Here is a 16,773-nt window from a genome sequence, read left to right as displayed (position 1 = left end):
ATTTTGAACCTTTTTAACTGAGCAGTTCCCATACTGTCAGCAGAAGATAAGCCGCAGATAAGAAGGGAATAAAAGGTATTGCTTTCCTTCTTTTGTGAAAAAAGAGGATAAAGAAGATAGCAGAAAGGCTGGCCAGCTGAATAATCCACAAGATTTTTTGTCCATCGGTGTTCAGGGTTAAGGTAGCTAAATATAAAAAATCACCGCTGCCTATCCGCAGACTGATGAAACTAGCTGCTATTGCAATAAGCAGGAAAATTATTGTCAGTTCGCTGGGACTGTGAAAAAGCAGAAGCGGCAGGGTGAAGCAGAACCAGATTAGCAGTGGGTAAGCCTGCTCTTTGAGGTCATAAAGACTGAGTGTGCAGCTGAAAATAAGGAGCAGGAGCTGTTCTGATGTCAGCACTCCCTTGCTCCAGAGAGCAAAGAGGATACCGATGCCTGCCTCAAAAAGGCCGTACCAAATCGGGATTTTGCTTTCACAGAAACGACAGCGAAATCGGTTACATATCTGAGAAGCAAGGGGAATTAAATCTCTGACTGCTAATATCCGGCCGCAGCTGTTGCAGCGGCTTCTGGGGGCAATGATGGATTCGCTAGGGAAGCGTTCAATAATCAGCCCTAAAAATGAAGCTGTACTGGCACCTAAAAAGAAGTACAAAAAAGTTTCCATACTTTTATATTCGTAATGAAAGAAATAAAACAAATAACTTGTTTTTTATCTATAATAGTTCTAAAATAGAAGTATAGAAATAATAATCATTCTAAATAAGCGGAGGTAACTACTATGACTCAAACAGTAACCCAAAGTCTTTATGCGTCAATTACTCACAATATTTCAGGGCAAGGAGCAGCCGGTAATGAAAAAACAAAAGCGGTGCTGAATCAAGCTGTAGCAGACTTATCTGTTGCTGCTTCAATTGTCCACCAAGTCCATTGGTATATGCGGGGATCGGGCTTTTATTACTTACATCCTAAAATGGACGAACTCATGGACAGTCTCAACAATCATCTCGATGAAATGAGTGAACGCCTGATTACAATTGGCGGCGCTCCCTATTCTACATTAAAGGAGTTTGCTGATCACTCCAAGTTGGAAGAAAGCAAGGGATCATTCGATAAAAAAATGGATGATCATTTGGCTAGGCTGGCAGAAGTCTACACTTACCTTTCTAACCTTTATCAAGTTGGACTTGATGTGACTGACGAAGAAGCTGATGCTCCAACTAACGATCTTTTCACAGCCGCACAGGCTGATGCTGATAAAACCGTTTGGATGCTGCAGGCTGAACGCGGTCTGGCAGCAAAAGACTAATGAAATCCGCTAAATAACTGAAGATTATCTCCCCTTGTAGTATACTAGTAGTAGGAAATACTGTAAAAAAGAGGGGAGGTTTTTTTGTGAAAGAAAAAGTATTTGCTGTAGGCGATGTGCATGGGGAATATGATATGCTTGAAGATTTGCTCCGCCATTGGAATCCGGAAGAGGAGCAGCTGGTTTTTCTTGGAGACTTAGGCGACCGCGGTCCAGATGCCAAAAACTGTTTTTTAAAAGTGCATCAGCTGGTGCAGACAGCAGGGGCAGTCTGTGTCAGCGGCAATCATGAAGATATGCTGCTGAATTGGCTGGCTGCTCCCAAAAAAGAAATCGGCCTTTACCTGTTAAATGGGGGACGCACAACGATAGAAAGTTTCTTCCATGAAGGCATTTTAACAGAAAAGTCTCCGCAGGAGATTGCTCAGCTGTTTGAGACAGATTATCCCGATTTGCTGGATTTTTTGAGACAGCTCCCTTTGTATTACGAACATGACGTTTGCCTTTGTGTGCACGCCGGAGTTAATCTTGACTTAGCAGACTGGCGCCAAAGTTCCAGATACGATTTTATCTGGTCGCGCGAAGAATTTTTTGCAAAAGAGACTTCACTGGACAAGCTGATTGTTTTTGGCCACACACCGCTTCCTTATCTTCATCAGAATGCCAGTCAAACCCATTTGTGGTACCGTAACAATAAACTTAATATTGACGGAGGTGCTGCTTACGGTGGAGCGCTCCATGGAGTCGTTATTTCTGAACACGGGCTGGAAGCTGATTACCAGATTTTCAGCAAAAACTACCGTCTGTCTTAATCATGGACGGCTATAATAAAAAAGTCTGATTTTTTAGATAATAAAGCACTTTATCTGTCTTGAAAACCGGCTTTTTTTTTGCTAAAATTTTGGTATGAAAACACTTTATGATGTGCAAAAGCTGTTAAAAAATTTTAATATCTATGTTTATATCGGCAAGCGTCTGTATGATATTGAAGTCATGAAAATTGAATTAGGCAAGCTTTATGATAATGGTCTGCTTGAAAAAGACGATTATCTGCAGGCCGAGCTGATTTTACGGCGTGAGCACAGATTGGAGTCAGAAAAAGAAAAGGAAAGAAACAAATGAGTCAGAAACTTTTGGGAATTGATCTTGGCGGAACAACTATCAAGTTCGGTATTTTAACTCAGGATGGGCAGATTCAGGAAAAATGGGCGATTAATACTAATATTTTAGAGGATGGCAGGCATATTGTTCCGGATATCGTGGCTTCTCTTAAGCACCGCTTATCCCTTTACGGTATGACTAAGTCTGATTTTATAGGTATTGGTATGGGTTCGCCGGGAGCCGTTGACCGTTCTGAAAAAACAGTTACTGGTGCTTTTAACCTGAATTGGGCTGCCAAACAGGAAGTTGGTTCAGTTATTGAAAGCGAGCTGGGTATTCCTTTTGCGATTGATAATGACGCCAATGTTGCTGCACTGGGCGAACGCTGGGTTGGTGCCGGTGCCAATAATCCAGATGTTGTTTTTGTGACGCTTGGAACTGGCGTTGGCGGTGGTGTTATTGCTGATGGTAACCTTATCCATGGAGCAGCCGGAGCAGGTGGAGAGATTGGTCATATTATCGTTGAGCCAGAGAATGGTTTTGACTGCACCTGCGGCAATAAAGGCTGCTTGGAAACAGTGGCTTCTGCAACCGGTGTAGTACGGCTTGCCCGCCATATGGCAGAAGGCTATGAAGGGGATTCAGCTGTTAAAGCGGCTATTGATAATGGAGATGATGTCTCCAGCAAAGCTATTTTTGAAGCAGCTGCAGACGGGGATTATTTTGCAGATTCGGTTGTTGAAAAAGTGGCTTTTTATCTGGGGTTGGCTGCGGCAAATATTGCTAATATCTTAAATCCTGATTCAATTGTTATTGGCGGCGGTGTTTCAGCTGCTGGTGAATTTTTACGCAGCCGAGTTGAAACCTACTTTCTTAAGTTTGCTTTTCCTCAGGTGAAAAAAACTACAGCAATCAAGATTGCAGAACTCGGCAATGACGCTGGTATTATAGGTGCAGCCAGTCTGGCTAATCAGTTTGCAGCCGGTTAAACACGCCCTAAGAGCTGTGGAGTGACATCATCCACTGGATGATGTCAGCCCGAACTTGGAAATGGGAGAGTGAGGGAACTTTATAGTCTGAGATTTTGTCTTACTGTCAGCTAGCCGTAAACGTCTGAAGGCCGATTTTTAAAATAGGCCTTGATGTTTGATATAGCCTTATGTGCAAGACGCTAGTCGTCTAGTGGCACTTTATTCGCTTTTTCAAAGCTTTAAATTGCCTACTAGGCTTTGCGGGGGTGGGACAAGGAACTTTGTGGTCTGGGGTTCTGTCCCACTCCCTAGTCGTCTTGGCAGGGGTGCGCAGACGAAATCAAAGATTTCTGGCTTACCGCCAGCCGTAAACGTCTGAAAGCTTTGTCGCCTTAACAGTCGACTGCACCTTTCTAGTCGTTCTGGCAGGGGTGCGCAGACGAAATCAAAGATTTCTGGCTTACCGTCATTTTTGCTTTGCTCTTTTAACGGGCTTTGTATCTAGATGAATTGAACACGCCCTAAACGCTGCGGGAAAAAGATGTCCTGACTTAGAATCTTGTGATTCGTCAGTCAGTCCCCTATTTTCCATTTGCGCTTTTAACGGGCTTTGTATCTAGATGAATTGAACACGCCCTAAACGCTGCGGGAAAAAGATGTCCTGACTTAGAATCTTGTGATTCGTCAGTCAGTCCCCTATTTTCCATTTGCGCTTTTAACGGGCTTTGTATCTAGATGAATTGAACACGCCCTAAACGCTGCGGGAAAAAGACAGCCTTCCCTTGAGTCTTTAGTGACTCATCGGTCAGGCTCCTATTTTTGCTTTGCTCTTTTAACGGGCTTTGTATCTTGATGAAATTGAACACGCCCTAAACGCTGCGGGAAAAAGACAGCCCTCCCTTGAGTCTTTAGTGACTCATCGGTCAGGCTCCTATTTTTGCTTTGCTCTTTTAACGGGCTTTGTATCTTGATGAAATTGAACACGCCCTAAACGCTGCGGGAAAAAGACAGCCCTCCCTTGAGTCTTTAGTGACTCATCGGTCAGTCCCCTATTTTCCTTTTGCGTTTTTAACGGGCTTTGTATCTTGATGGAATTGAACACGCCCTAAAATCCTAGTGAAAAAGATGGCTGTCAGCGTGATGCCAGCATCACTTGCCATCCCCTATTTTCATACGGATTTTTAAATGGGCTTTGTATCTTGTTAATTGAACACGCCCTAAGAGCTGTGCAAAAAAGACAGCCTTCCCTTGAGTCTTTAGTGACTCATCGGTCAGGCTCCTATTTTTGCTTTGCTCTTTTGACGGGCTTTGTATCTTATTTTAAAGGAGATTTGATGAATTCTTGGATTTTTATCATCATTGTTTTGGTGCTGGTGCTGGGCTGGGTTGCCTGGAATTATTTTCGGGTGCGCAGAGCTGCTAAATTTATAGGTAATGCGGAATTTGAGGAATTAATACATGGCGCTCAGCTTGTTGATATTCGTGAGCCTGCTGCCTTTCGCAGCAAGCATATTTTGGGAGCCCGAAACCTGCCAGCTGTTCAGTTTCAAACATCGCTTTCGGCTCTGCGGAAAGATAAACCGATTTTACTTTATGATGCCAGCAGAAGTTCGGCTCTGCCACGTGTGCTGACGATGCTCAAAAAAGCAGGTTATACTGATTTGTATGTCTTACAGGATGGCTTCGATTACTGGACTGGAAAAACTAAAGGGAACTAGCTGAGACAGGAATTTTGGGAGAGAAACAGTAAATGGTGCAAAGACGAAGCGGGAGTGATAAGGACACGCTTAAGACAAAAAATATTGATAAGCAGATTTTTCAAAACAACTTATAGTCAGTAAAGCGCTAAACACTAATCTGAAAATGAATCAGGTTAGTGTTTCTATTATTTGGGCTATCATTGACTTGAAAACATTTACAATTATCTTTCTTCTGTTTTTTAGCCGATTTTATGATATAATTCATAAGTTAAGAATAATTTACATGCAAAAAGGAAGGGCCGGCACGGTCTATAAGTTGTTTTATAAAAGAAGGACTCCTCTTATTTTGCAGAGAGCAGAACCAACTTTACAGTAAATCGGCTTTTAAGGCTTGTGTATTTTATGAAATCATGACAAAATTAAGAGACGATATTCGCAATATTGCTATTATTGCCCATGTTGACCATGGGAAAACGACACTTGTTGATGAATTGCTGAAACAATCCCATACACTCGATGAGCATAAAGAGCTGCAGGAAAGGGCTATGGATTCCAATGATCTGGAGAAAGAGCGCGGAATCACTATTTTAGCTAAAAATACAGCTGTGGCTTATAATGGTGTGCGCATCAACATTATGGATACTCCTGGGCATGCTGATTTCGGCGGCGAAGTTGAGCGTATTATGAAAATGGTTGACGGGGTTGTTCTTGTTGTTGATGCTTATGAAGGAACGATGCCGCAGACACGTTTCGTACTGAAAAAAGCTTTGGAACAAAATTTAACTCCGATTGTTGTTGTCAATAAAATTGATAAACCGTCTGCCCGCCCGGCAGAAGTGGTTGATGAAGTGCTGGAACTTTTCATTGAACTGGGGGCAGATGATGACCAATTGGACTTCCCGGTTGTTTATGCATCAGCTGTAAATGGCACGTCATCGCTTTCAGATGACCCTGCCAGTCAGGAACACACGATGGCGCCGATTTTTGATACCATCATTGAGCGCATTCCTGCCCCCCTGGATAATTCTGAAGAGCCGCTTCAGTTTCAGGTTTCTCTGCTGGATTACAATGACTTTGTCGGACGTATCGGAATCGGCCGTGTCTTTCGGGGAACAGTAAAAGTCGGTGATCAGGTGACGCTCTCAAAACTTGACGGAACACAGAAAAATTTTCGGGTGACTAAGCTGTTTGGCTTCTTTGGTTTGGAACGGCGGGATATTCAGGAAGCTAAGGCTGGTGATTTGATTGCTGTTTCGGGTATGGAGGACATCTTTGTCGGTGAAACTATTACGCCTTCAGATGCGGTTGATCCTCTGCCTGTTCTGCATATTGATGAGCCGACTCTTCAGATGACTTTTCTATCCAATAATTCTCCCTTTGCCGGCCGTGAAGGGAAATATGTGACTTCCCGTAAAGTAGAAGAACGTCTTTTAGCTGAACTGCAAACAGATGTCTCACTTCGTGTTGAGGCGACTGATTCACCGGACAAGTGGATTGTTTCCGGCCGCGGAGAGCTTCATCTGTCCATTCTTATTGAAACAATGCGCCGTGAAGGCTATGAGCTGCAGGTTTCCCGGCCGGAGGTGATTGTCAAAGAAATTGACGGTGTGAAAATGGAACCCTTCGAACGCGTTCAGATTGACACGCCGGAAGAATATCAGGGAGCAGTCATTCAGTCTCTTTCAGAACGCAAGGGAGAAATGCTGGATATGCAGTCAACCGGTAATGGTCAGACCCGGCTGATTTTCTTAGCTCCGGCACGCGGTTTGATCGGCTATCCGACTGAATTTTTATCTATGACACGCGGGTATGGTATCATGAACCACACCTTTGATCAGTATTTGCCAGTCATTAAAGCTGAAATTGGCGGCCGCCACCGCGGAGCATTAGTGTCGATTGACACTGGCAAGGCGACGACTTATGCCATTATGTCGGTCGAAGAACGCGGAACCATCTTTGTTAATCCCGGAACCGAAGTCTATGAAGGAATGATTATTGGTGAAAATTCACGTGAAAATGATTTGACAGTCAATATTACCAAAGCAAAACAAATGACTAATGTCCGTTCAGCGACTAAGGATCAAACAGCTGTTATAAAAACTCCGCGGATACTGACACTTGAAGAATCTCTTGAATTCCTCAACGATGATGAATATATGGAAGTCACGCCGCAGTCTATTCGGCTGCGCAAACAGATTTTAGATAAAAACCAACGGGCTAAGGCCGCAAAAAAGAAAAAATCGGCGGAAGAATAAGAACCGGGGACAGTGTAGGGAAAAACTGAGGAGGCGTCATGTTTTATCTGATTATTGCCATTTTGGTTGTTTTATACTATTTTTTTATGGCACCAAAAACGATAAGAAATACACTGAATATGATTGGTTTAGCAGCCTTGGTTGTTTTGCTTTTGACCTTGGCTGTTATGAGCTTTGTCAAAATTATTCAGTTTCCTCCTGAAATTTTTGTAACCGTAGGAATGGTTCTTTTAGCCTACTTTGCCCTTAGGGATATTTGGAATCTGACACCAAAACGGCCTAAAAAATAAGCTTTTAAAAATTAAAAGAAGGCTGAGTGCTTAGTTTCTCGGCCTTTATTTGCTAGAAAAAATCCAAGAATTTTCGATAAGTATTCTATCCAGCTGCTGCATAGCCCTTGTTTCTGCACTAATTACCAAAGAGACTTCTCTGTTATGTAAGACTGTGGTAAAATAAGTCTTTCCAATTCCTGTTTTGCCCGCTTTTTTAAAGTTTCACTATGTCCAGCAGATAGCAACAAAAGCTTTCGGCTGTCAGCGCTGCAGCCAGCAGCTAAAGGCATTATTCCTTTTTTAAGAAGGCGGCTAAAACAAAGGACCGACTCTTTGGCGGAACCGGACTATCTTGTCTAAAATCTTGAAAATCCTTTTAAATAAAGTTAAAATAATAAAGATAACATAATAGATTGGGTCGACAATGAAAAAAATTAGACAGTTTGCAAACAAGAAAGTATTAGTGCTGGGATTGGCACGTTCTGGTGAGGCAGCGGCGCGTTTGCTCGCTGAATTAGGTGCGATTGTTACTGTCAATGACGGGAAAGCTTTTGCTGAAAATCCTGCCGCCCAAAGCCTGCTTGAAGAGGGGATAAAGGTTATATGCGGCAGCCATCCGCTGGACCTATTGGATGAGAATTTCGAGCTGTTGGTAAAAAATCCGGGTATCCGTTATGATAATCCGATGGTAGTCAGAGCGCTTGAAAAAGGTATTCCTGTGATTACAGAAGTCGAGCTGGCTTATCTTGTATCAGAGGCTGCTATTATAGGGATAACGGGATCAAACGGTAAAACAACGACAACAACAATGATTGCCGATATCCTGAATGCAGGCGGGAAAAAGGGGATTCTAGCCGGAAATATCGGATTTCCGGCCAGTGAAGTTGTAAGGACAGCTAAATCAGATGACCTGCTGGTGATGGAGTTATCGAGTTTTCAGTTAATGGGAACGAAGGCCTTCCATCCTCACATTGCTCTGATAACCAATTTACTGCCGACACACATCGACTATCACGGGACTTTTGCGGATTATGCCGCTGCTAAGTGGAATATTCAGAAGCACATGGGACCGTCTGACTTTTTGATTCTCAATTTTAATCAAGACTTAGCTAAGGAGCATGCAGAAAAAACGCAAGCGACTGTTGTGCCTTTCTCGACCAAAGGAAAAGTTGACGGAGCTTATCTGGAAAACGGTATGCTTTATTTTAAAGGAGAAGCTGTGATGCCTGCTGATGCTGTCGGTGTCCCTGGCAGCCATAACTTGGAGAATGCTTTGGCAGCAATTGCGGCAGCTAAACTGTCTGGAATTGCTAATTCAGCTATCGAACAAAGTCTTAGCCGTTTTCGCGGTGTTAAACACCGTCTGCAGTTTTTAGGTGATGTCAATAATGTTAAGTTCTACAATGACAGTAAATCAACCAATATTTTGGCAACACAGAAAGCACTGTCCGGTTTTGATAACAGCAGAGTTATTCTGATTGCTGGAGGACTTGACCGCGGCAACGAGTTTGATGAACTAGTGCCGGATATTGAGGGACTAAAAAAAATGATTCTCGTTGGAGAATCGGCTCCCCGTCTCAAACGAGCGGCCGATAAAGCCGGAGTGTCCTGCCTTGACGCAGAGGATATAAGGGCGGCTGTAAAGTTAGCTTTTGCTGCTGCTGAGCCGGGAGATCTTATTCTTCTTAGCCCTGCCAATGCCAGCTGGGATATGTATCAAAATTTTGAAGTGCGCGGTGATGAATTTATTGCGGCCTTTAATGCACTGAAGGAGACGTCTCATGGCTAAAAAAATTGTTTTCACAGGCGGCGGAACGGTGGGGCATGTCACCTTAAATTTGCTGCTGATGCCTAAGTTTTTGGAAGATGGCTGGCAAGTGCATTATATTGGCGACAAAAAAGGGATTGAATACGAGCAGATAAAACAATCCGGTTTAGCAGTCCAATTTCACGCAGTTGCAACAGGAAAGCTGCGCCGCTACTTCTCCTGGCAGAATATGGCGGATGTTTTCAAAGTCGCTTTTGGTATTTTGCAGTCCCTGCTTATTTTGCTTAAAGTTCGTCCGCAGCTTCTTTTCTCTAAAGGCGGTTTTGTCTCTGTCCCGCCTGTAATTGCTGCTAGGTTGTTGGGAATTCCGGTTTTTATCCATGAATCAGATTTGTCAATGGGACTGGCCAATAAAATTGCTTATAAATTTGCAACAACAATGTACACAACCTTTGAACAGGACAGGTCTTTGACTAAAGTGAAACATGTTGGAGCCGTGACCAAGGTTAAGAAACAAGAGGCGGCAACTCCTGAGGCGCTTGCAGCCATCCAGAGGCAATTTGACCCGAAACTGCATACCCTTCTTTTTGTCGGCGGATCTGCCGGAGCTAAGGTGTTCAATGATTTTATTAGTCAGACACCCGAGCTGACTGACAGCTACAATATTATTAATATCTCAGGCGATAAAAACCTCAATGTATTGACTAAAAATCTTTACAGAACGGATTATGTCACTGAATTATATCAACCTTTGCTGTCTGCAGCAGATGTTGTCATAACACGCGGCGGCTCAAATACCCTGTTTGAACTGCTGGCTATGCAAAAACTTCATTTGATTGTTCCTTTGGGAAAAGAAGTCAGCCGAGGCGATCAACTGGAAAATGCTGCCTATTTTGAAAAAAAAGGCTATGCTAGGCAGCTGGATGAAAGTGCTTTAAATTTTCTTAATTTAAAGAAAGAAGTTGCTCAGCTTCTTGATCGAAAAGGCGTTTATCAGGAAACAATGGCAGCCTCCAAAGAAATTAAAACACCGGAAGCATTCTATAATTTATTAAATCAGGATATTGCCGCGAGAACAAAAGGAAAATAAATGGCTCAAAAGAAGAAAGAAGGAAAAGACGAAGTTGTTCTGACCGAATGGCAGAAGCGAAACGTCGAATTCCTTAAAAGAAAAAAGAAAGAAGCAGAGGAGAAAGAAAAGCTGCAGCAGAAGCTTCAGGCAGAAAAGCGAGCTCAGTTTCAACAGCATTTAAATAAGGGTGAAACAGAAGAGAAGCAAGTAGAGGAGAAGGCTCAATCGTCTTCAAAAAAGAAAAGGCCCTCCCAAAAAACGAAAGAAAAAAAGCGCGTTAAACCAAAACAGAAAAAAAGCCTGAGCAAAAAACAGAAAGCCTGGCGCAAGGCAAGTCCGGTCGTCGTCCTTTCTTTAGCAGTTCTGCTCTTTTCGTTATTTTTAATTTCTCCCTACAGTAAGAAAAAAGTAATTCAGGTAGAAGGGCTGACCCATGCGCTTGAAGAGGATGTTTTGACTCAATCAGGGATTGCTGATTCGGATTATTTCTTTTCACTTCTCTTTCAGCCTGGTCCTTATGAACAGGCCATAGAACAAGGGAATATGTGGGTAAAAAAAGCTGTTATCAACTACAAATTTCCTAATATTTTCACTATCAAGTTAACCGAGTATGATGTTGTCGGCTATATGCAGACTGACGCCGGCTATCAGCCGATTTTGGAAAATGGAAAGCATGCTGCGGCCGTCAACAGCACAGAACTGCCCGATAATTACCTTATCATTAACCTAGAGAATGAAGAGGATATCCAAACATTGGTAAAAACGTTTGCCGATATGGATAAGGAACTGATCAGCAATATTCGGAGTGTCGATCTTGCAAGTACAGCAGCAACAGCTGATTTGCTGTCTTTGACCATGTATGACGGCAATATTGTCAGGGTGCCGCTGTCTGAAATCAAGGTCAAGCTGCCCTATTACAGTAAGATTAAAAGCACACTCAGTGAACCCAGCATTATTGATATGGAAGTTGGTCTTTATGCTACGACGGCTGCCCTTGAAGAAACAAGAGATGCAGAAAATGATGAGCCAGTTTCTTCAGATGATGACGGCGCTAATGCTGAGGCAAGTGAAGCCGAAAATACTGAGGGACAGGAAGAAGCGGCTCAGGAAGAGGGGAACGAGAGCCAAGAGATTCCTGATCAGCCAGATTCTGAAGCCGAAACCGCTCAGTAGAAAGATTAAGTTTATATAACAAAAAAACGTAAAATGTTCACATTTTACGTTTTTTTATGATATAATATTTTCTGAATAATTCTGTTTTTTAAACAGGTTTTAGTATGGAAAAAGTTTGGAAAGATAGTGAGGTCGAGTGAATGGCTAGAAATGGCTTTTTTACGGGATTAGACATAGGGACTAGCTCGATTAAAGTGCTTGTTGCGGAATTTGCAGCCGGTGAAATGAATGTTATTGGTGTCAGCAATGTTCCCAGTACAGGCGTAAGGGATGGCATCATTGTAGATATTGAAGCTGCTGCTGAAGCGATAAAAACGGCTGTGGAACAGGCGGAAGAAAAAGCGGGGATGACCATTGATAAAATCAATGTCGGCCTGCCGGCTAATCTGCTGCAAATTGAACCGACACAGGGTATGATACCTGTTCCCAGTGATTCAAAAGAAATCAGAGATGAAGATGTTGAGACGGTTATCAAGTCGGCCTTGACAAAAAACGTCAGCCCGGAACGTGAAGTGATTTCACTTGTGCCGGAAGAGTTTATTGTTGATGGATTTCAGGGCATCCGCGATCCGCGCGGAATGATGGGAATACGTTTGGAGATGCGTGGACTTGTTTATACAGGACCGAGCACTATTCTTCATAATCTGCGTAAGACCGTTGAGAGAGCCGGCATTAATGTTGAAAATGTTATCATCTCTCCGCTTTCAATGACCAAGTCTGTTTTGAATGAGGGAGAACGTGAATTTGGGGCCACCGTTATTGATATGGGCGGCGGTCAAACTTCGGTTGCTTCCATGAGGGAGCAGGAACTGCAGTTTACCAACACTTACCCTGAAGGCGGTGAATATGTCACCAAAGACATTTCTAAGGTTCTGAAAACGTCTCTGCAAATTGCAGAAGCGCTTAAGTTTAACTTCGGTCAGGCTAATCTGGCTGAAGCCAGTATGACAGAAACAGTTGAAGTCGATGTTGTGGGAAGTGATGTTCCGATTGAAATAACCGAACGATATCTGGCAGAGATTATTTCGGCTCGTGTGAAACATATTTTAGAACATGTCAAGCAGGATTTGGAACGCGCTCGGCTTTTAGAGCTGCCTGGGGGCATTGTGCTTATTGGCGGCGGTGCTATTATGCCGGGTATCGTTGAAGTAGCTCAGGAAATTTTCGGGACTTCTGTCAAACTTCATGTCCCTAATCAGGTTGGTATCCGCAATCCAATGTTTGCCAATGTGATTGGTCTGGTTGAATATGTCGGCAGGATGACAGAGGTTGATGTGATTTCGCAGCGGGCTGTAGCCGGTGAAGAGTTGCTGAGACGGAAACCGATTGATGTTGATTCACGCAATCCAGTAGCCCCAGCTTTTAACGAACCTGAAATACCTGCGGATCCTGTACGGAACTCGCAGCCTCTTCAAAAGCCTGTACAGCCCGAGGAGCCTGCTAAGCCAAAGCAAAAAATGAGTGAACGTGTCCGCGGTATTTTTGGCAGTATGTTTGATTAAAGTAAAAGTGAGGAAATAAAATGACATTTTCATTTGACACTGCATCAGTTCAGGGTGCAGTTATTAAAGTAATTGGTGTCGGCGGTGGCGGCGGAAATGCCATCAACCGAATGATTGACGAAGGGGTAGCCGGTGTCGAATTTATTGCAGCCAACACTGATGTACAGGCGCTCAGCTCCTCAAAAGCAGAAACGGTCATTCAGCTTGGCCCTAAACTGACCCGCGGTCTGGGTGCCGGAGGGCAGCCTGAGGTTGGCCGCAAGGCAGCTGAAGAAAGCGAAGAAGCCCTGACAGAGGCTCTGACAGGTGCGGATATGGTCTTCATTACCGCTGGTATGGGTGGCGGATCCGGAACTGGAGCTGCTCCTATTATTGCACGTATTGCTAAAAGCTTAGGTGCCCTCACTGTTGCTGTTGTAACGCGGCCCTTTGGCTTTGAAGGCAATAAGCGCGGAAACTATGCAATTGAAGGGATTCAGGAACTACGTGAGCAAGTGGATACCCTGCTGATTATCTCTAACAATAACCTCTTAGAGATTGTCGACAAAAAGACACCTCTCCTTGAGGCTCTCAGCGAAGCTGATAATGTTCTGCGCCAAGGGGTACAGGGGATTACCGATTTGATTACAAGTCCGGGACTGATTAACCTTGACTTTGCTGATGTCAAAACTGTGATGGCCAATAAGGGGAATGCCCTTATGGGAATTGGAATTGGCTCCGGTGATGAAAGAATTGTTGAAGCGGCTCGCAAGGCTATCTATTCTCCGCTTTTGGAAACAACTATTGACGGTGCAGAAGATGTTATTGTCAATGTGACTGGCGGACTTGATATGACCTTGACCGAAGCACAGGAAGCTTCTGAAATTGTCGGACAGGCGGCCGGCCAAGGTGTGAATGTTTGGCTGGGAACAGCTATTGATGACAGTCTCAAAGATGAAATCCGAGTTACGGTCGTTGCAACCGGCGTTCGTCAGGATAAATCGGATCAAGTCGCTGGCTTGCGTCCGCAGCGCAGTTTTACTCAGGCTAATGCTCAGCAGACAGCTGGTGCGCAGTATGCTCAAAATCGTGTAGAGGACAGTCAATCTAACTTTGAACGTAATAACTTTGATATGCCTGATGCACCGAGCATGCCGCCGCGTTCGCCTCAAAATCAAAATTCTCAACCATCATCTGCTTTTGGCAACTGGGATTTGCGCCGTGATAATATCTCACGTCCGGCAGAAGGTGAACTGGACAGCAAATTAAATATGTCGACCTTCTCAGCTGCTGATGAAACAGATGATGATGAATTAGAAACACCGCCTTTCTTTAAGAACCGCTAAGATGAACTTACAAAAAAATAAAGAGCTTATTTTCCAGCAAGTAGCAGCAGCTGCTCAAGCAGCTGACCGTTCGGCTGACAGTGTGTCTGTTATTGCTGTAACAAAATATGTAGACAGTGATGTTACCAAGCAGCTTATCAATACCGGGGTCAGCCATATTGGAGAAAACCGGGTTGATAAGTTTCTTGCTAAATATGAACTTCTTAAAAGTACCGGTGTTACATGGCATTTGATTGGCAGCCTGCAGCGGCGCAAAGTCAAGGATGTCATCAATTATGTCGATTACTTTCATGCTTTGGACAGTGTCAGGCTCGCATCTGAAATCCAAAAACGGGCAGAAAAAACGATTAAATGTTTTTTGCAGGTTAATATTTCCGGTGAAAAGAGCAAGCATGGTTTTAGGATTGATGACGTGGAAGAAGCGCTGCAACAGATAGCTCAGTTTGATAAAATAGAGCTGGTCGGTCTCATGACAATGGCGCCTCAGGCGGCTTCTGATGCGGAGATTAACACTATCTTTGAACAAGCAAATAAACTGAAAATAGCTTTACAGAATAAAAAAATAAAGAATATGCCCTTTACAGAATTAAGTATGGGGATGAGCGGTGATTTTAAATTGGCTGTCCGCAATGGTTCAACATTTGTACGGATTGGCACTGCCTTCTTTGAGTAAATGGAGAGAATAATGGCCCTTAGAGATAGATTTGATAAAATTATTTCTTATTTTGATACTGATGAGGTGAGCGATGTTGAGGAGACCGTGGAGCAGGAAGCACCTGTTTCCAGACAAGCCCAGCGTCCGCAGTCTTCTGCTGCCAGACCTCGCCCGCAGCAGGCAGCAGGCAGAGAACAGCGACCTGCAGCCCGCCCGCAGCAGCCGACCCGCGAAGCTCATGACTCTTCGGTTCGGCAGATTAGTGCGGAACGGCAGGTGAAAAATCAAGAAGCAGAGGAAATCAAGACCACTATTGTTTTGAAATATCCTCACAAATATGAAGATGCTCAGGAAATTGTTGATTTGCTGATCAGCAAAGAATGTATATTGGTGGATTTTCAGTATATGCTGGATGCCCAGGCCCGTCGCTGTATTGATTTTATTGATGGTGCGAGACGGGTCGTCGACGGTAACCTTCAAAAGGTTGGCAGTTCAATGTTTTTGCTGACACCTTCCAATGTTGAAGTTGATGTTGATGCTTTAAATTTTGCTCATAACAATGGGCAGGATTCTAATTTTGATTTTGATATGAAGAGACGTTAGTAAATGATTATATTTTTAATATCGGTTCTTATCAGACTGGTGCGTATTTATTCATATATTTTGATTGCTTATGCCTTGCTTTCATGGTTTCCTGGGGCTTATAATACTTGGCTCGGCAGGCTCTTGCGGCAGCTTTCAGAGCCCTTCCTCAAGCCCTTTCGGCAGCTGAATCTACAGTTCGCAGGGCTTGATTTTACAGTCTGGGTTGCTGTTATCAGTCTGAACCTAATCAGCCAGCTTATTATTTCGATTCTTATTTAATAATGACAGATAAAGCGATACTTCAGCATTTTAAACCTGATGAATACCAGTTTATCGAGAAAGCTACAGATTTGATGGCCAAAGCGCTTGATACTTACAGTCTGCAGCTGTCAGAATTTTTAGATCCCAGACAGGTTTTTATTCTCAAAAGTATTGTGGGACAGACAGAATTAAACTGTTTTGTTTCCAGTGATTACTATCCTATGGAATATGCCAGGGTTATTATAGCACCGGACTACTATGTTTTTGATTTTCTTGACTTTCAAATCAGTTTGTTCGAAATCGTTTATAATAGCAAATTTAATCAGCTGACCCATGCTCAAATTATGGGAAGCCTGCTTCATCGTTTGGGAATTAGGCGAACTGTCATAGGTGATATTGTTGTGGAGCCCGGACGGGCTCAGCTGATGGTGGACAGGAGCATGGCAGCTTACTTTTTGACAAATGTAACAAAAATTGCTAAAGTAACTGTAAAGCTAAAAGAAACTAGCTTTGATAATCTGATTCACTCTCAGCAGGAAAGTGAAGAAACGGATATCTTGGTATCCAGTATGCGTTTGGATAAGATAATTGCAGCAGTCTTAAAAATTTCTCGCAGCCAAGTCCTGAAATTGGTTGAAGCTGATAAGGTGAAGGTTAATTATGCTTTAGCTGGTAAAAGCTCAGATCTTTTAAAAACTGATGATTTAGTCAGTGTCAGAGGTTTTGGGCGCTTTACTCTTGTGAAGGAGAATGGTCGTTCTAAAAGCGGGAAGCATAAGTTGACAGTGACTAAAATGATACATAAATAAGGAGGCCCG

The 16,773-nt window shown here is 43.3% G+C and carries 17 protein-coding genes and 1 pseudogene; 17 read left to right on the top strand and 1 reads right to left on the bottom strand.

The window, feature by feature from the left end; genetic code table 11:
- Nucleotides 1-13: 13 nt before the first annotated feature.
- Nucleotides 14-673, bottom strand: coding sequence for a prepilin peptidase (locus tag A0O21_RS06790; protein WP_067063374.1), 660 nt, complete (start codon nt 671-673; stop codon nt 14-16).
- A 114-nt stretch (nt 674-787) separates the two neighbouring features.
- Here A0O21_RS06790 and A0O21_RS06785 point away from each other — a divergent pair, with 114 nt between their 5' ends.
- The 17 genes and pseudogenes from A0O21_RS06785 to A0O21_RS06710 all read left to right on the top strand — a co-directional run bounded on the left by A0O21_RS06785 (nt 788) and on the right by A0O21_RS06710 (nt 16,764).
- Complete coding sequence (locus tag A0O21_RS06785) at nt 788-1,315, top strand: Dps family protein (RefSeq protein WP_067063370.1); 528 nt, start codon at nt 788-790, stop codon at nt 1,313-1,315.
- Between the two features lie 86 nt (nt 1,316-1,401).
- Nucleotides 1,402-2,127, top strand: a complete 726-nt coding sequence (locus A0O21_RS06780; RefSeq protein WP_067063366.1) for a metallophosphoesterase — start codon at nt 1,402-1,404, stop codon at nt 2,125-2,127.
- Between the two features lie 94 nt (nt 2,128-2,221).
- On the top strand, nt 2,222-2,437 hold the full coding sequence (locus A0O21_RS06775) for a YqgQ family protein (RefSeq protein ID WP_067063364.1): 216 nt from the start codon (nt 2,222-2,224) through the stop codon (nt 2,435-2,437).
- Nucleotides 2,434-3,405, top strand: coding sequence for an ROK family glucokinase (locus A0O21_RS06770; RefSeq protein WP_067063362.1), 972 nt, complete (start codon nt 2,434-2,436; stop codon nt 3,403-3,405). The genes A0O21_RS06775 and A0O21_RS06770 overlap by 4 nt, the downstream gene beginning before the upstream one ends.
- Before the next feature lie 1,316 nt (nt 3,406-4,721).
- On the top strand, nt 4,722-5,105 hold the full coding sequence (locus A0O21_RS06765) for a rhodanese-like domain-containing protein (RefSeq protein ID WP_067063360.1): 384 nt from the start codon (nt 4,722-4,724) through the stop codon (nt 5,103-5,105).
- A gap of 392 nt (nt 5,106-5,497) precedes the next feature.
- On the top strand, nt 5,498-7,342 hold the full coding sequence (gene typA, locus A0O21_RS06760) for a translational GTPase TypA (protein WP_067063357.1): 1,845 nt from the start codon (nt 5,498-5,500) through the stop codon (nt 7,340-7,342).
- A gap of 38 nt (nt 7,343-7,380) precedes the next feature.
- Nucleotides 7,381-7,632 (top strand): DUF3165 family protein, encoded by a 252-nt coding sequence (locus A0O21_RS06755; protein WP_067063354.1) that lies wholly within the window; start codon nt 7,381-7,383, stop codon nt 7,630-7,632.
- Between the two features lie 406 nt (nt 7,633-8,038).
- Nucleotides 8,039-9,403, top strand: coding sequence for a UDP-N-acetylmuramoyl-L-alanine--D-glutamate ligase (gene murD, locus A0O21_RS06750; RefSeq protein ID WP_067063350.1), 1,365 nt, complete (start codon nt 8,039-8,041; stop codon nt 9,401-9,403).
- A complete protein-coding gene (locus A0O21_RS06745) occupies nt 9,396-10,472 on the top strand; it encodes a UDP-N-acetylglucosamine--N-acetylmuramyl-(pentapeptide) pyrophosphoryl-undecaprenol N-acetylglucosamine transferase (protein ID WP_067063347.1) in 1,077 nt (358 codons plus the stop codon). Before murD ends, A0O21_RS06745 begins: the two co-directional genes overlap by 8 nt.
- On the top strand, nt 10,473-11,627 hold the full coding sequence (locus A0O21_RS06740) for a cell division protein FtsQ/DivIB (RefSeq protein ID WP_067063342.1): 1,155 nt from the start codon (nt 10,473-10,475) through the stop codon (nt 11,625-11,627).
- Nucleotides 11,628-11,767: 140 nt separating this feature from the next.
- Nucleotides 11,768-12,962: pseudogene (gene ftsA, locus A0O21_RS06735) on the top strand (cell division protein FtsA); the annotation flags it as partial.
- Nucleotides 12,935-13,129 carry a cell division protein FtsA C-terminal domain-containing protein gene (locus tag A0O21_RS11150; RefSeq protein WP_418346441.1) on the top strand — a complete coding sequence of 65 codons (195 nt, stop codon included), beginning with the start codon at nt 12,935-12,937 and terminating at the stop codon, nt 13,127-13,129. The pseudogene ftsA and the gene A0O21_RS11150, both read left to right, overlap by 28 nt.
- Nucleotides 13,130-13,149: 20 nt before the next feature.
- Nucleotides 13,150-14,454 (top strand): cell division protein FtsZ, encoded by a 1,305-nt coding sequence (ftsZ, locus tag A0O21_RS06730; protein ID WP_067063335.1) that lies wholly within the window; start codon nt 13,150-13,152, stop codon nt 14,452-14,454.
- Nucleotide 14,455: 1 nt separating this feature from the next.
- Entirely contained in the window at nt 14,456-15,127 is a 672-nt protein-coding gene (locus tag A0O21_RS06725) for a YggS family pyridoxal phosphate-dependent enzyme (protein ID WP_067063330.1), read from the top strand.
- A gap of 12 nt (nt 15,128-15,139) precedes the next feature.
- Complete coding sequence (locus tag A0O21_RS06720) at nt 15,140-15,712, top strand: cell division protein SepF (RefSeq protein ID WP_067063325.1); 573 nt, start codon at nt 15,140-15,142, stop codon at nt 15,710-15,712.
- 6 nt (nt 15,713-15,718) lie between these two features.
- Nucleotides 15,719-15,973, top strand: coding sequence for a YggT family protein (locus A0O21_RS06715; protein ID WP_067065207.1), 255 nt, complete (start codon nt 15,719-15,721; stop codon nt 15,971-15,973).
- Complete coding sequence (locus tag A0O21_RS06710; protein ID WP_173644642.1) at nt 15,973-16,764, top strand: YlmH family RNA-binding protein; 792 nt, start codon at nt 15,973-15,975, stop codon at nt 16,762-16,764. Before A0O21_RS06715 ends, A0O21_RS06710 begins: the two co-directional genes overlap by 1 nt.
- Nucleotides 16,765-16,773: the final 9 nt, after the last annotated feature.

Source organism: Streptococcus pantholopis, from assembly GCF_001642085.1.
Lineage (GTDB): Bacteria > Bacillota > Bacilli > Lactobacillales > Streptococcaceae > Streptococcus > Streptococcus pantholopis.
This window is presented reverse-complemented; position numbering and strand designations above follow the sequence as displayed.